13 protein-coding genes are annotated in these 12,936 nt (G+C 69.6%); 9 read left to right on the forward strand and 4 right to left on the reverse strand.

The annotated features are described in order from the left end of the window. Positions 1-4: 4 nt before the first annotated feature. On the forward strand, positions 5-610 hold the full coding sequence (gene recR / locus VHA73_10200; protein ID HVX18388.1) for a recombination mediator RecR: 606 nt from the start codon (positions 5-7) through the stop codon (positions 608-610). 36 nt (positions 611-646) lie between these two features. Here recR and VHA73_10205 read toward each other — a convergent pair whose 3' ends face one another. Continuing rightward, positions 647-1,831 (reverse strand): acetyl-CoA C-acetyltransferase, encoded by a 1,185-nt coding sequence (locus VHA73_10205; GenBank protein HVX18389.1) that lies wholly within the window; start codon positions 1,829-1,831, stop codon positions 647-649. A 161-nt stretch (positions 1,832-1,992) separates the two neighbouring features. Here VHA73_10205 and VHA73_10210 point away from each other — a divergent pair, with 161 nt between their 5' ends. The 8 genes from VHA73_10210 (at position 1,993) to VHA73_10245 (ending at position 9,441) form a co-directional block, all read left to right on the forward strand. Next, on the forward strand, positions 1,993-2,685 hold the full coding sequence (locus VHA73_10210; protein ID HVX18390.1) for a hypothetical protein: 693 nt from the start codon (positions 1,993-1,995) through the stop codon (positions 2,683-2,685). Further along, complete coding sequence (locus VHA73_10215; GenBank protein HVX18391.1) at positions 2,682-3,281, forward strand: LemA family protein; 600 nt, start codon at positions 2,682-2,684, stop codon at positions 3,279-3,281. The genes VHA73_10210 and VHA73_10215 overlap by 4 nt, the downstream gene beginning before the upstream one ends. Before the next feature lie 100 nt (positions 3,282-3,381). Continuing rightward, on the forward strand, positions 3,382-4,731 hold the full coding sequence (ccrA, locus tag VHA73_10220) for a crotonyl-CoA carboxylase/reductase (GenBank protein ID HVX18392.1): 1,350 nt from the start codon (positions 3,382-3,384) through the stop codon (positions 4,729-4,731). A 2-nt stretch (positions 4,732-4,733) separates the two neighbouring features. After that, on the forward strand, positions 4,734-5,240 hold the full coding sequence (gene mce, locus VHA73_10225; protein HVX18393.1) for a methylmalonyl-CoA epimerase: 507 nt from the start codon (positions 4,734-4,736) through the stop codon (positions 5,238-5,240). A 274-nt stretch (positions 5,241-5,514) separates the two neighbouring features. After that, complete coding sequence (locus VHA73_10230; GenBank protein HVX18394.1) at positions 5,515-5,976, forward strand: hypothetical protein; 462 nt, start codon at positions 5,515-5,517, stop codon at positions 5,974-5,976. 67 nt (positions 5,977-6,043) lie between these two features. Further along, the gene (locus tag VHA73_10235; protein HVX18395.1) at positions 6,044-7,756 is read left to right on the forward strand and encodes a hypothetical protein; all 1,713 of its coding nucleotides are present in this window, start codon (positions 6,044-6,046) and stop codon (positions 7,754-7,756) included. Beyond that, on the forward strand, positions 7,756-8,490 hold the full coding sequence (locus VHA73_10240) for an ABC transporter ATP-binding protein (GenBank protein ID HVX18396.1): 735 nt from the start codon (positions 7,756-7,758) through the stop codon (positions 8,488-8,490). Before VHA73_10235 ends, VHA73_10240 begins: the two co-directional genes overlap by 1 nt. 75 nt (positions 8,491-8,565) lie before the next feature. Continuing rightward, on the forward strand, positions 8,566-9,441 hold the full coding sequence (locus VHA73_10245) for a 5'-3' exonuclease H3TH domain-containing protein (protein ID HVX18397.1): 876 nt from the start codon (positions 8,566-8,568) through the stop codon (positions 9,439-9,441). Positions 9,442-9,538: 97 nt separating this feature from the next. Here VHA73_10245 and ligD read toward each other — a convergent pair whose 3' ends face one another. The 3 genes from ligD to VHA73_10260 are packed head-to-tail and all read right to left on the reverse strand — an operon-like array spanning position 9,539 to position 12,798. Further along, positions 9,539-10,558 (reverse strand): non-homologous end-joining DNA ligase, encoded by a 1,020-nt coding sequence (gene ligD, locus VHA73_10250; GenBank protein HVX18398.1) that lies wholly within the window; start codon positions 10,556-10,558, stop codon positions 9,539-9,541. A gap of 59 nt (positions 10,559-10,617) precedes the next feature. Further along, a complete protein-coding gene (locus VHA73_10255; protein ID HVX18399.1) occupies positions 10,618-12,036 on the reverse strand; it encodes an AarF/UbiB family protein in 1,419 nt (472 codons plus the stop codon). 6 nt (positions 12,037-12,042) lie between these two features. Next, positions 12,043-12,798, reverse strand: a complete 756-nt coding sequence (locus VHA73_10260; protein ID HVX18400.1) for a MerR family transcriptional regulator — start codon at positions 12,796-12,798, stop codon at positions 12,043-12,045. Between the last annotated feature and the right edge of the window lie 138 nt (positions 12,799-12,936).

Consider the following 12,936-nt stretch of genomic DNA (forward strand, 5'->3'; position numbering starts at 1 on the left):
CTTCGTGGGCGCGTACGCCGCAGCGGTCCAGGATCTGATCGACGAGCTCGGCCGTCTGCCCGGGATCGGCCCGAAGTCGGCTCAGCGCATCGCGTTCTGGTTGCTGAACCGGCCCGAGGAGGACGCCGGCAGGCTGGCGGGTGTGATCCTCGCCGCCAAGGAGCGGGTGTCGTGGTGCCCGCGGTGCTTCAACTTGGCCGAAGGCGGCGAGTGCGACATCTGCACCGACGCGCGGCGCGACACCTCGCTGTTGTGCGTGGTCGAGGAGCCCCGCGACGTCGTCGCGGTGGAGCGCACCGGCGAGTACCGCGGCCGCTACCACGTGCTCGGTGGGGCCATGAGCCCGATCGACGGCATCGGGCCCGAGCAGCTGCGGGTGAAGGAGTTGCTCGCACGCCTGGGCGCGGAGCCGGTGACCGAGGTGATCCTGTGCACCAACCCCAACATCGAGGGTGAGGCCACCGCGATGTACCTCGCCCGCATGCTGACGCCGCTCGGCATCACCGTCAGCCGGATCGCGAGCGGCCTGCCGGTCGGTGGCGACCTGGAGTACGCCGACGAGCTGACGTTGGGGCGGGCGTTGGAAGGCCGCCGCCGGATCGAGCCCTGAGGCCAGGGCCCGATCGGCAGCTCGACCAGCGGTTGGTCAGAGGCTCTTCACCAAGATCGCGTCGCCCTGGCCGCCGCCACCGCACAGCGCCGCCGCGCCGATGCCGCCGCCGCGGCGCTTCAGCTCATGCAGGATCGTGAGCGCCACGCGGTTGCCGGACATGCCGACCGGGTGGCCGAGCGCAATGGCGCCACCGTTGACGTTGACCACGTCGTCGGTGATGCCCAGGTCGGCCATCGAGGCCAGCCCGACGGCAGCGAACGCCTCGTTGAGCTCGAACAGGTCGATGTTCGACAGCTCGACGCCATCGGTGTGGGCCACCGCGTCGAGGATCGCCCGCGACGGCTGGGTCAGCAGCGACGCGTCGGGCCCGGCGACCTGGCCGTAGCCGAGCACTTCGCCGAGCGGCTCGACGCCGAGCTCGTCGGCTTTCGCCCTGGAGACCACGACCACGGCCGAACCGCCGTCGCTGATCTGGCTGGCGTTGCCGGCGGTGACGTTGCCGGCCTTGTCGAACGCCGGGCGCAGCTTGCCGAGCGAGTCGACCGTGGTCTCGGGGCGCACGCCCTCGTCGGTGTCGACCACCAGCGGGTCACCCTTGCGCTGGGGAACCTCGACCGGGACGATCTCGTCGGCGAACTTGCCGTCCTTGATGGCGGCCGCAGCCCGCTCGTGCGACTTGGCGGCCAGCTCGTCTTGGGGCTCGCGGGCCAGACCGGCCGACGCGGCGTACTTCTCGGTGCCGGCGCCCATCGCGACCTGGTCGAACGCACAGAACAAGCCGTCGTACATCATCGAGTCGACGACGCTCGCGTCGCCCAACCGGTAGCCGGCCCGGGCGCCTGGCAGCAGGTACGGGGCCTGCGTCATCGATTCCATGCCGCCGGCCACGACGATGTCGGCCAGACCGGCCTGGATCAGCTGGTCGGCCAAGAAGATCGTGTTGAGGCCCGACAAGCACACCTTGTTGACGGTGGTGGAGGGCACGGTCATCGGGATGCCGCCGTTGACGGCGGCCTGGCGGGCGGTGATCTGCCCGGCGCCGGCCTGGAGCACCTGGCCCATGTAGACGTAGTCGACCTGGTCGCCGGTGAGGCCGGCCCGCTCCAGCGCGGCCTTGATGGCGAAGCCGCCCAGCTCCGCAGCACTGAACGATGCCAGCGCACCGGAGAGCTTGCCGATCGGCGTGCGGGCGCCGGTGAGGATCACAGAACCAGCCATTGACGCATTCCCCCTGGAGGAGTGGAAGAGGCCCACCAGCGTAGTGACCCACCGGTAACTCCGGCCAAGCCGCGTGCCGGCCGATCGGTCGAATAGCGTTCGAGAACCGGCGGAAGTGGGCATGGCGCACGCCTCGTCCGTCGGTGGAAGGGACTTGGGGCGTGGCCGCACTCATCATCGTTGGGGTCGTCGTAGTGGTCGGCGTGATCGCCTGGCTGGCCTATCAGCGGAACAAGAAGCATCGCGAGCAACTGGCCGGGTGGGCCGCGTCGAAAGGCTGGACCTACGCCGAGCGCGACGACTCGTACTGCGACCGCTGGTCGGGGTCGCCGTTCGGGCAGGGGCACTCCCGCAAGGCGAAGAACGTGATGTGCGGCACGTACGCCAACCGCGACGCCGTGGTCTTCGACTACCAGTACAACGAGACCACCAACGACTCCAACGGCACGCACGAGACCACGTACCGGTTCGGCGTCTACGCCCTGGCACTGCCGTGTGCCCTGCCGACCGTGTCGGTGGCGCCCGAGGGGTTCTTCACCAAGATCGGCCACGCGGTGGGCATCCACGACATCGATCTGGAGAGCGAGGACTTCAACCGGGCGTTCCGGCTGACCGCCGACGACAAGAAGCTCGCCTACGACGTCCTGCCCGCTCGCAACATGCAGCTGCTGCTCTCGCAGCCCGACATCCACGTCCGGACGCAAGGTTCGTACCTGCTGGCCTTCGACCGGCGCTGGCTGAACATGACGCTGGTCGAGCGACGCTTGGCGGTGATGGGGCAGTTCGTCGACCAGATCCCCGGGTTCGTGTGGGACGACCACGGCGCCGGCTCACACGAAGGGAGCACCCGATGATCGTGGTCTACGTGGTGATCGCAGTGCTGGTGGTGATCGGCCTCGCCGTCATCGTCAGCCACAACCGGTTCGCCCGCCAGCGGAACCTGGTCGAAGAGTCGTGGCGACAGGTCGACGTCGAGCTGGCCCGCCGCCACGACCTCATCCCCAACCTGGTCGAGACCGTGAAGGGCTACGCGGCGCACGAGCGCCAGGTGTTCGAGGAGGTCACCAAGGCACGCAACCTGGCGGCCGCGCCAGGCTCGACGCCAGCCGCCCAGGCCCAGCAGGAGAACGTGCTGACGGCCGTGCTCGGTCGCCTGTTCGCGGTGGCCGAGAACTATCCCGACCTCGAGGCGAGTGCCAACTTCGGCCAGCTCCAAGACGAGCTGTCCGAGACCGAGGATCGCATCGCGGCCGCCCGTCGCTTCTACAACGGCAACGTCCGGGCCTTCAACACGCGCATCGAGGCGTTCCCGTCGTCGATCGTGGCGGCCCGGATGCACCTGACCAAGGCCGAGTACTTCGAGACCGACGACGCCTCCCGGGCCCGCCCCGACGTCTCGTTCGACGCGAGCGCCCCCGCGCCGCCCCCGCCCCCGCCGCCGCCCTCCTGACCCCTCTCCTCCCCGAACCGGGTGGGGATCCGGTGTCCCTGGCAGCCACTTGTCCCTCCAGTTCGGGTGGCTTCGGAGGTGTCGGGTACCGTCGCGGCCCATGCAGGAGATCCTCGACGCCATCTCGGCCGGTGCGACCGGCGACGACCTCGCCAACGTGGCCATCCCGGGTAGCTATCGGGCGGCCTACGTGCTGCGCGACGAGCAGACCATGTGGGAAGGCGTCGCGTCGGAAGACAAGGACCCTCGCAAGTCGCTCCACGTCGGGGAGATCGCTACGCCGGAACTGGCGCCCGACGAGGTCTACGTGGCGGTGATGGCGTCGGCCATCAACTTCAACACCGTCTGGACCTCGATCTTCGAGCCGCTGCCGACGTTCGGGTTCCTCGACCGCCTCGGCAAGGAGAGCGTGTGGGGCGCTCGCCACGCCCAGCCGTTCCACGCCGTGGGCTCCGACGCTTCCGGCGTGGTCGTGCGGGTCGGCTCCGCGGTGCGCAACTGGAAGCCGGGCGACAAGGTGACCGTGCACTGCAACTACGTCGACGACCAGTCGCCGTCGGCGCACGACGACTCGATGCTCGCCGACAACCAGCGCATCTGGGGTTTTGAGACCAACTACGGCGGCCTGGCCGATCTCGCGCTGGTCAAGGCGAACCAGCTGATGCCGAAGCCCCGGCACTTGAGCTGGGAAGAAGCCGCGTGCAACGCGCTGTGCAACTCCACGTCGTACCGCATGATCGTGTCGAAGCACGCAGGCGACCTCAAGCAAGGTGAGGCCGTGCTGATCTGGGGCGCCACCGGCGGCATCGGTGGCTACGCCGTGCAGTACGTGTTGAACGGCGGAGGGATCCCCGTGGGCGTCGTGTCGAGCCCGCACCGGGCGGAGCTGCTGCGCGCCATGGGGTGCGAGCACGTCATCGACCGCAAGGCCGCCGGCTACAAGTTCTGGGCCGACGAGCACACCCAGGACGAGAGCGAGTGGCGGCGCCTCGGCAAGGACATCCGCGGCCTGATCGGGCGTGACGTCGACACCGTGTTCGAGCACCCCGGCCGCTCCACGTTCGGTGCGTCGGTGTTCGCGGCGGCACGCGGCGGCAAGATCGTCACGTGCGCCGCCACCAGCGGCTACATGATCGAGTACGACAACCGCCATCTGTGGATGAAGCTGAAGTCAATCGTCAGCTCCCACTTCGCCAACTACAAAGAAGCGTGGGCGGCCAACCAGCTCGTGTGCGAGGGCAAGATCCAGCCGTTGCTCAGCCGGGTGTACCCGCTCGAGCAGACGGGTGAGGCCGCCCGGGCCGTGCACCGCAACGAGACCGAAGGAAAGGTCGGTGTGCTGTGCCTGGCCGCGTCGGAAGGCCTCGGCATCGACGACCCCGACCTGCGTGAACAGGTCGGCGAGGACAAGATCACGTTGTTCCGGCGCGCCGAATCTGGCACGGTCTGAACATGCCACTTGCCGCCAGGAACCCTTACGAGCGGGACAACGTCAGCGACCCGTTCGACCGCGACGACGACGAGGTGCTGCAGTCCGACGACTCCGCGGAAGTGCAGCCCTTGCTCACCGAGATCGACCACGTGGCCATCGCGGTGAACGACCTGCCGGAGGCCATCGACTACTACCGGGAGGTCTATGGCGCCGTGGTCGACCACCGCGAGGTGGTCGAGTCCGATGGCGTGGAGGAAGCCCTGCTCAAAGTGGCCGACAGCTACATCCAGCTGCTCACGCCCACCAACGACGACTCGCCGGTGGCCAAGTACCTCGCCAAGAAGGGCGAGGGCCTGCACCACATCGGCTACCGGGTGGCCGATTGCGCCGCCGCCCTCCAGGCCGTGAAGGACGCCGGCGGTCGCGTGATCGACGAGGCGCCGCGTCCCGGTTCGCGAGGCACCACCGTGGCCTTCATCCACCCCAAGACCACGTTCGGCACGCTGATCGAGCTCGTCGAGGAGTAAAGAACCGCGCGATCTTCAGCCGGCACCCAGCTTGGTCCAAGGTTGAGCCGGTTCAATGGGGCCGATGAACGGCGACGAGCCCACCACCCCTGACAACCCGCAAGCCAGCGAGCCGGCGTCCTCTCAGGCCTCGGACCTGCCGGCTGCGGCCACTCCGGCCACCCCCGCCGCTCCGGCGGCACCCGAAGCGGCGGCGCCCGAACCAGGGACGCCCGCGGCTTCTGCTCCTCCGTCGACGGCTCCTACCCCGCCGGTCGAAAGTGCGGCGGCTGCGGTGCCCCCTGCGGCAGCGCCCGCTCCTGGCGCCGTTGCTCCTGGCGCCGTCGCCGCAGCGGCGCCGGTCAAGGCACGCTGGTGGAACCGCACAGCACGCGTGCCCATCGCCGCAGCAGCCCTCGTGGTGGCCGCGTTGATGTTCGGCGGCGTCGCCATCGGGCATTGGGGCTGGGGCTCGTCCGACGGCGGAGGCGGCCACCACGCGCGCCTCGTCCAACCGTTCGACAGCGGTGGACCCATGATGGGCGGACCGCAGTCGGGCCTCCGTCGAGGCGGTGGCCCGGGCGCCACCTTGCGCAACGACTTGCGCCGCTTCTGCAACAACAAGGGGTCTGGTCGCCCGTTCTGCGACGCGTTGAAGAACCGCCAGGGTGGCGGCTCGGGCGGCACCACGCCGTCGAAGCCGTCGTCGCCGTCGACCACCCCTCCGTCGACCACGGTTCCCTCGACGAGCTCCTGATCCGCTGCCCGGCGGTGACAGCCGCCGATGCCAGTGGCAGCGCACCGTCCGGGTAGCGTCGTGAGCCGTGCTGGCGGCTGAATCTCCGTACGACGCGCAGCAGCCCGACTTCGCGGCGGCGCTCGCTGAGCTCCGCGCGGCCCGTCGCCACAAGCGCCTCGAGGACATCCACTGGGTCGACGCCTTCTACAAGGTGTACTTGTCCGCCATCCTCGGCGTCGTCGCCATCGTGGCCATCTCGAGCGTGGTCGGCGGCGACAAGGTTCGTGGTCACGACCTCGTGGAGGTCATCCGTCGGGGCCCCGCCTTCCTCGGGTTGGTCGCCGCGCTGAGCTTCGGCATCGGCCTTCGTTCCGGTAGCCGCGGCGGGCCGATCGCCCTTGAAGCGCCAGACGTGCGTCACGTGCTGATGTCGCCGCTCGACCGGGGAACTGCACTGCGTGCGCCCTCCGTGCGCCAGCTTCGGTTCGCCTTGTTCCTCGGTGCGGTCGTGGGCGCCGCCGCCGGCGTGTTCGCCCATCGCCGCCTTGGTCACAACCCGATCGCCATGGTCGTCGCCGGTGCCCTGTACGGCGCGGTGACGGCCTCGCTGGGCGTCGCCACCGGCTTGGTCGCCAGCGGCCGGCGCCTGAGCAAGTGGCTGGGCACCCTCGGCGCGCTCGTGATCGTCGGCTGGTCGGTGGCCGACGCCGCCGACAAAGTCGGGCACATCCACTCGCCGGCCACCTTCGTCGGCCGCATCGCACTGTGGCCGCTCCATTTCGATGCCTGGTCGATCATCCCGATCGTGGTGGTCGCGGCCTTGGCGTTCTTCGGCCTGCGCGGCATCGCCGGCTTGTCGGTAGAAGCGGCGGAGCGGCGCACTGCGCTGGTCGGCCAGCTGCGCTTCGCGGTCACCATGCAGGACCTCCGGACCGTGCTGGTGCTGCGCCGCCAACTCGCCATGGAGCTCCCGCGCGAGCGCCCGTGGTTCGGCAACCGCCCAAGGGCGCGCCGCCTGCGCTGGCCGGTGTGGCGGCGGGGCTGGAGAGGCGTGTTGCGGTGGCCTGCGACCCGTCTGGTGCGGCTGGTGCTGCTCGCCGCGGTGGCCGGCTTCTGCATGCGGGCGGCCTGGAACGGCACCGTGCCGTTGATCGTCGGCGCGGGCCTCGCGATGTGGCTCGCCGCGCTCGACGGTGTCGAGTCGATCGCGCAGGAGACCGACCACCCGAGCCGTCGCGACAGCTTCCCGATGGAGCGCGGGCTGCTGTACCTGCGCGAGACGGTCGTGGCGTCGATCGTCATGGTGGTGGTCGCGGCGGTCGCCGCGGCGGTCGCCGCCGCCACCGGGCCGTCGAAGACCGCGTTCGCCGTCGCCGCCATCGCGTTCGTGCCGGCCGGCCTCGCGGCGATGGCCGGCGCGGCCGTGAGCGTGGTGGCCGGCGCGCCCAAGATCTCGACCACCGGCGGCCTGTTCCAAGGCATCGGTCCGCCGGAGTTCAGCGGAATGGCCAACGTGCTGCGAGCAGCCATCCCGCCGGGCATCGCGGTGATCGGCACCACCCCGATGCTGGCGGCGCGATCCGCGTACCACAAGGGTCTGCCGCTCTATCGGCCCGAGTTGTTCGCGGTGGTGGGCGTGCTGGTCGTGGTGCTGCTCGCCGTGGCCTGGCTGCGGTTGCACGAGCGGATCCATGAGTGGTGGGTGGTCGTCACCGAGGAAGCCGCAGCTCAGCAAAAGCAGCGGCGCGAAGCCGCCGACGCGGCCCGCTCCCGGGCCCGGAACCACGAGGACGACTGATGGCGAACCCGAAGAACGCACCGACTGACTTCGATGTCGCGGACACCGACGAGGAGACCTGGCCGGCGCTGTACGTCAAGGGTCTGTCGAAGGAGTACGGCGACTTGCCGGCCCTCGAGCCGCTCGACCTCACCGTGGAAGTGGGGGAGTCGCTGGCGCTGATCGGCCACAACGGCTCGGGTAAGTCGACGCTGTTGCGGATGGTGGCCGGGTTGCTCGAGCCCAGCAGCGGTGAGGTGGAGATCGCCGGATGGCCGGTCGGCTCGGAACCGGCCCGGGCCACCACGTCGTACCTGCCGGACGACCCGGTGCTGTACGACGACCTGAGTGTCCGGGAGCACGTCGAGTACATCTCCCGGCTGCACGGTGGCGACGGTTGGGACGACTATGCGCAAGACATCGTGGAACGGCTCGGGCTGTCCGGCCGCGAGGACGACCTGCCGGCGCGCTTCTCCCGCGGCTTGCGCCAAAAGACGAGCTTGCTGCTCGGGCTCACGCGCCCGTTCTCGCTGTTGCTGGTCGACGAGCCGTTCGTCGGGCTGGACGCCGCGGGGCGCGAGACGCTGCTCGAACTGCTGAAGGAAGTCCACGACGACGGCGCAGCGGTCGTCGTGGCCACGCACGACCCCGACTTCGTCGGTCGTGTGCAGCGATGCGTGGCGCTGCGCGACGGCGCGGTGGTCTACGACGGGCTGGCCGGATCGGCCGACGTGCGCGCCCTCGTCTCCGGCTGACGCCCCGCAACGGGCGGTTGCAGGTGCGGGGCCGTTCGACCGGCGGGGCGACGATCGTCGCGCGAGGCTCAGCTGATGGACGTCCACCTCGTCGACGGCACGTACGAGCTGTTCCGTTACTTCTTCGCGCTGCCATCGCACGTGACCGCGGACGGCCTCGAGGTGGGCGCCACCCGCGGGACGGTGGGTACGGTCCTGCAACTGCTCGAGGGTGGCGCCACGCACGTCGGGGTGGCCACCGACCACGTCATCGAGTCCTTCCGTAACGACTTGTGGCCTGGCTACAAGACCGGCGAGGGCGTCGACCCCTCACTCAGATCGCAGTTCCCGCTGCTCGAAGAGGCGCTGGCAGCCGCCGGCGTGGTGGTGTGGCCGATGGTCGAGTTCGAGGCCGACGACGCGCTCGGCGCGGCGGCGGCGAAGGCGGCGGCCGACCCTCGGGTGGACCAGGTGGTGATCTGCACCCCCGACAAGGATCTCGGCCAGTGCGTCGGCGGCAAGGTCGTGCAACTCGACCGTCGCAAGGAGCAGCTGATCGACGTCGGCGGGGTGCGCGAGAAGTTCGGGGTGGAGCCCGAGTCCATCCCTGACTTCCTCGCGCTGGTCGGCGACTCGGCCGACGGGTTCCCGGGCTTGCCCGGGTGGGGCGCCAAGTCGACCGCCGCCGTGCTCGCTCGTTACGGGCGCCTCGACGACATCCCGCTCGACGAGCCCTGGGATGTCAAGGTGCGCGGCGGCGGAGGGCTGCAAGCCACGTTGCGTGAGCAGTTCGACGACGCGTTGCTGTTCCGTCGGATCGCGACGATCGAGCTCGACGCGCCGGTCATGGACGACGTCGAGGAGCTCCGCTGGACCGGTCCGTCGAAAGCGTTCGTCGAGATGTGCGAACGGCTCGAGGCGCCGGGCTTGTTGCGTCGGGCCGTGAAGCTGGCCACCGCGCGTATCGGCTGATGCCCGCACCGATCGTCGACACGGAGCGTGCTGCCGCGGTTCTTCCTGTAAAAGTGGCTATTCGACCACTTCTGCACGAATCGCCGGAATGTGGCGGTCAGTCGCGGTCGTTGCGGGCACGGCTGGGGGCCACGCGGGGCGGCTCGTTGGGCTGCTTGGGATAGACCGGCGGCCACGGCGCGTCCATCAGGCCGTCATCGAGGTCGCGCTCATACCAGGCGAGCAGCGTGTCGATCGACTGGGGGTGGTCGTTCATCTCCGCCCACGGGTCACCACCGCTGGCGACGCGGTCGGGCACGACGAACAACGTGAGCGACTCGGGGTCGATGTCGGTCAGCTCGTCCCACGCGAACGGGGTCGAGACCTGCCCGCCGACCCGGGGGCGGGCGCACCACGCCCCGAACACCGTCTTGTGGGGCGCGTTCTGGTTGTAGTCGACGAAGACGCGAGTGCCGCGCTCCTCCTTCCACCACTTGGCGGTGATGAGGTCAGGGTGGCGGCGCTCGAGCTCGCGGGCCAGGGCGACGGCTGCGGCGCGCACCTGGTACGAGTCCCACTTGCGTTCGAGGCGGAGGTACACATGAAGACCCTTCGAGCCGGTGGTCTTCACGAAGCCGACGAGGCCCAGCTCGTCGAGCAGGTCGTGGACCTTGCCGGCCGCCGCGCGCACGTCGTCGAAGCGGACGCCCGGCGTGGGGTCGAGGTCGATGCGCAGCTCGTCGGTGATGTCGGGCGACGCGGCGAGGTACGGCCAGGGGTGGAACCCGAGGCAGCCCATGTTCACCGCCCACAACAAGTGGGCCAGGTCCTCGACCACCAGCGCGTTCGACGTGGTGCCGTTCGGGGTCGCCACTTCGGTGGTGGTGAGCCAGTCGGGAGCACCTTTCGGCACGCGCTTTTGGAAGAACGACTTCGCGCCCGCGCCGTCGGGATAGCGCTCCATCATCGTGGGACGGCCCGCGATGATGCGCAGCAACGGTTCGGCCACGGCCTGGTAGTACGCGACGAGATCGGCCTTGGTGGCGCCGATCGCCTTGAAGAAGACCTTGTCGGGGTGGGTGATCCGTACGACCCGCCCGTCGGCTACGACTTCGATGGCATCTGCGTCGGCGGCCATCGCGGCGACGCTACCCGAGCAGGCCTCCGGGCCGGCCGGGCCGGCCGTCGCCGCGCCGGTCACTCCGGGAATGTCACACCGAGCTCGGCGGCTTTCGCCTTGGCCTCTTCCGGGAAGATGTTCTTCATGATGAACGGGTCGGTGGTGAGCACGTAGTCAGGTGCCAGCGCGGTCGTGTACCGCTCGATGTAGAGCATCTGCTTGGAGATCAACATCAACTCTTGCGGGGCGACGCCCCCGAACGCCGACAGCATGTCGACGCTCTGGGCGACCATCTCGCTGATGTTGAAGTCCTTCATGCCGCTGGCGAGCACCGGGCCCATCACCGCGCCCAGCCGCTCGGCGATCTCCTCGTCGGTGCCGACGCCTTCGGGGAAGATGCCCACCCGGCGGTACGCGCGGACCACGCGGGTGAAGTCCAAGTCGAACGCGGCGGTGTAGAAGAGGTCGCGCAACACGTTGCGCCACTCGTCGTCGAGCTCGCCCATGATCCCGAAGTCGAGGTAGCAGCCGCGCCCGTCTTCGAGCACCCAGATGTTGCCGGCGTGCATGTCACCATGGAACGGCCCGTGCACGAGCGCGGCTTCGGCCCACACCTTGGCGCCGCGTCGCAAGATCAGCGCCCCGTCGAGACCACGACGCTCGATCTCCTCGAAGTGGTCCATGGGGATGCCCCACACCCGCTCCATGCAGATGACCTGCGGGCCGCACCAGTTCCACAGCACTTCGGGTGCGGTCACCATCGTGTTGTCACCGAACGCGCCGATGTTGGCCCGGAAGCGGTCCTGGCGCCAGGCCTCGAGCGCGGGGTTGAGCTCCTGGCTCGACGTGGCGTGCAAGTCGCGCACCGCAGCTTCGGCGTTGAACGTGCGACCCCAAGGGGTGCGGTGGAGCAAGCGGGCCAGCCGCAGCAGGATCCGCAAGTCGACCAACATGCGATGCCGGATGTTCGGGCGCTGGATCTTCACCACCGCGGCGCGCCCGCCGGGCAGTGTGCACGCGTGGACCTGGCCGATTGACGCTGCCGACAGTGGCGTGTCGTCGAACGACTCGAACAGCGTGGCCACCGGCTGACCGAGATCGGACTCGAGCACCCGGTGCACTTCTTCGACCGGGAACGGCGGCACGGCGTCGAGGCAGCGGCGTGCTGCGTTCGACAAGGTGGCCGGGAACAGGCCGGTGGAGCTGGCGATCACCTGACCGGTCTTCACGAACGTGGGGCCGAGCAGGATGAAGGCGTCGATCGCGCCTTCGGCCGCCGCTTCGGCGACCACGCTCGCCTTGTGCTGGCGCACGATCCGCGGCAGCCCGCGTACCAGCGCCTTCAGCACGCACACGAACAACACGGTCTGCACCACCACGGCGCGCCGGAGCTCGCCGAGACCGAAGTGGTCGAGGTCGGCGATCTCGACTTCGAGTGCCTCGGGCGGCGGGCCGTCGGCGAACGGGCCGCGGAACGGGGGTCGGGAGTCGGTCATGGCGGCTCAGTTCCTGGGGGGTCGAAACTCCTCGACCAGTGCATTTCGCTCGGCCGGGGACCCCTCACTTTCGATCCGCCGCTGCGCGGCTTGCAAGACGGCGCGCTCGACGTTGTAGCCGACGAGCTCGCCGACGATGGTCGCCAGCGCCTGCGCGGACGTGACGACGCGCTTGCCCACTTCCTCTGGCGCGAGGCGCGACCCGCGCAAGTGGCTCGCGACGAGGTCGTTCCACGCGGTCACCGTGTCGTTCGCGAGCCCCTCGCCGCTCTCCACGAACGGGCGGGCGATCTCGAGGAACACGTCGAGCGGCAGCCCCACCCCGAGCAACGTGAGCACGTGGCGCACGAAGCGCACGTCGGCTTGGGTGAACAGCCACTCTCGCCCCACCTGCACCGGCCGCAACAGACCGGACGCTTCGAGCGCCCGGATGAGCTCGGTGGGCACTTCGGATCGTTCGGCCACGTCGCGCAGCTTGAGCAGCTCGCGCTCGTCGGCCGGCCCCGGCGGCCCTTCGTCGCCCTCGCGCAGCGTGTCGGCGATCATCCGCAACGAGTAGCCGCGGTCTTTGAGGTCACGGATGTGCTTGAGCCGGTCGAGGTGCTGCCGTCCGTACCACGCGACCCGGCCCTCATGGCGCGGCGGCGGCACCAGTCCCTTCGACTGGTACGAGCGCAGCAACTGCACGGTGACGCCCGCCCGCGTGGCCAGCTCGTCGGCCCGCATGCGTCCCCGCTCGTCGGATGTCGGTGCGTTGCTCACGGTCCCCCGCTCCGTTGCAGGATGCTGTGGCTCGCGACGGACGCTAGTGCGGGACCCCGTGGTGGGCTGGGGATCGTCAGGAGGCAGAAACAGAACGTTTCCATGCCGTTCGCGGATTGTTCGATGCCATCATGTAAC

It is taken from the genome of Acidimicrobiales bacterium (assembly GCA_035547835.1).
Lineage (GTDB): Bacteria > Actinomycetota > Acidimicrobiia > Acidimicrobiales > Iamiaceae > DASZTW01.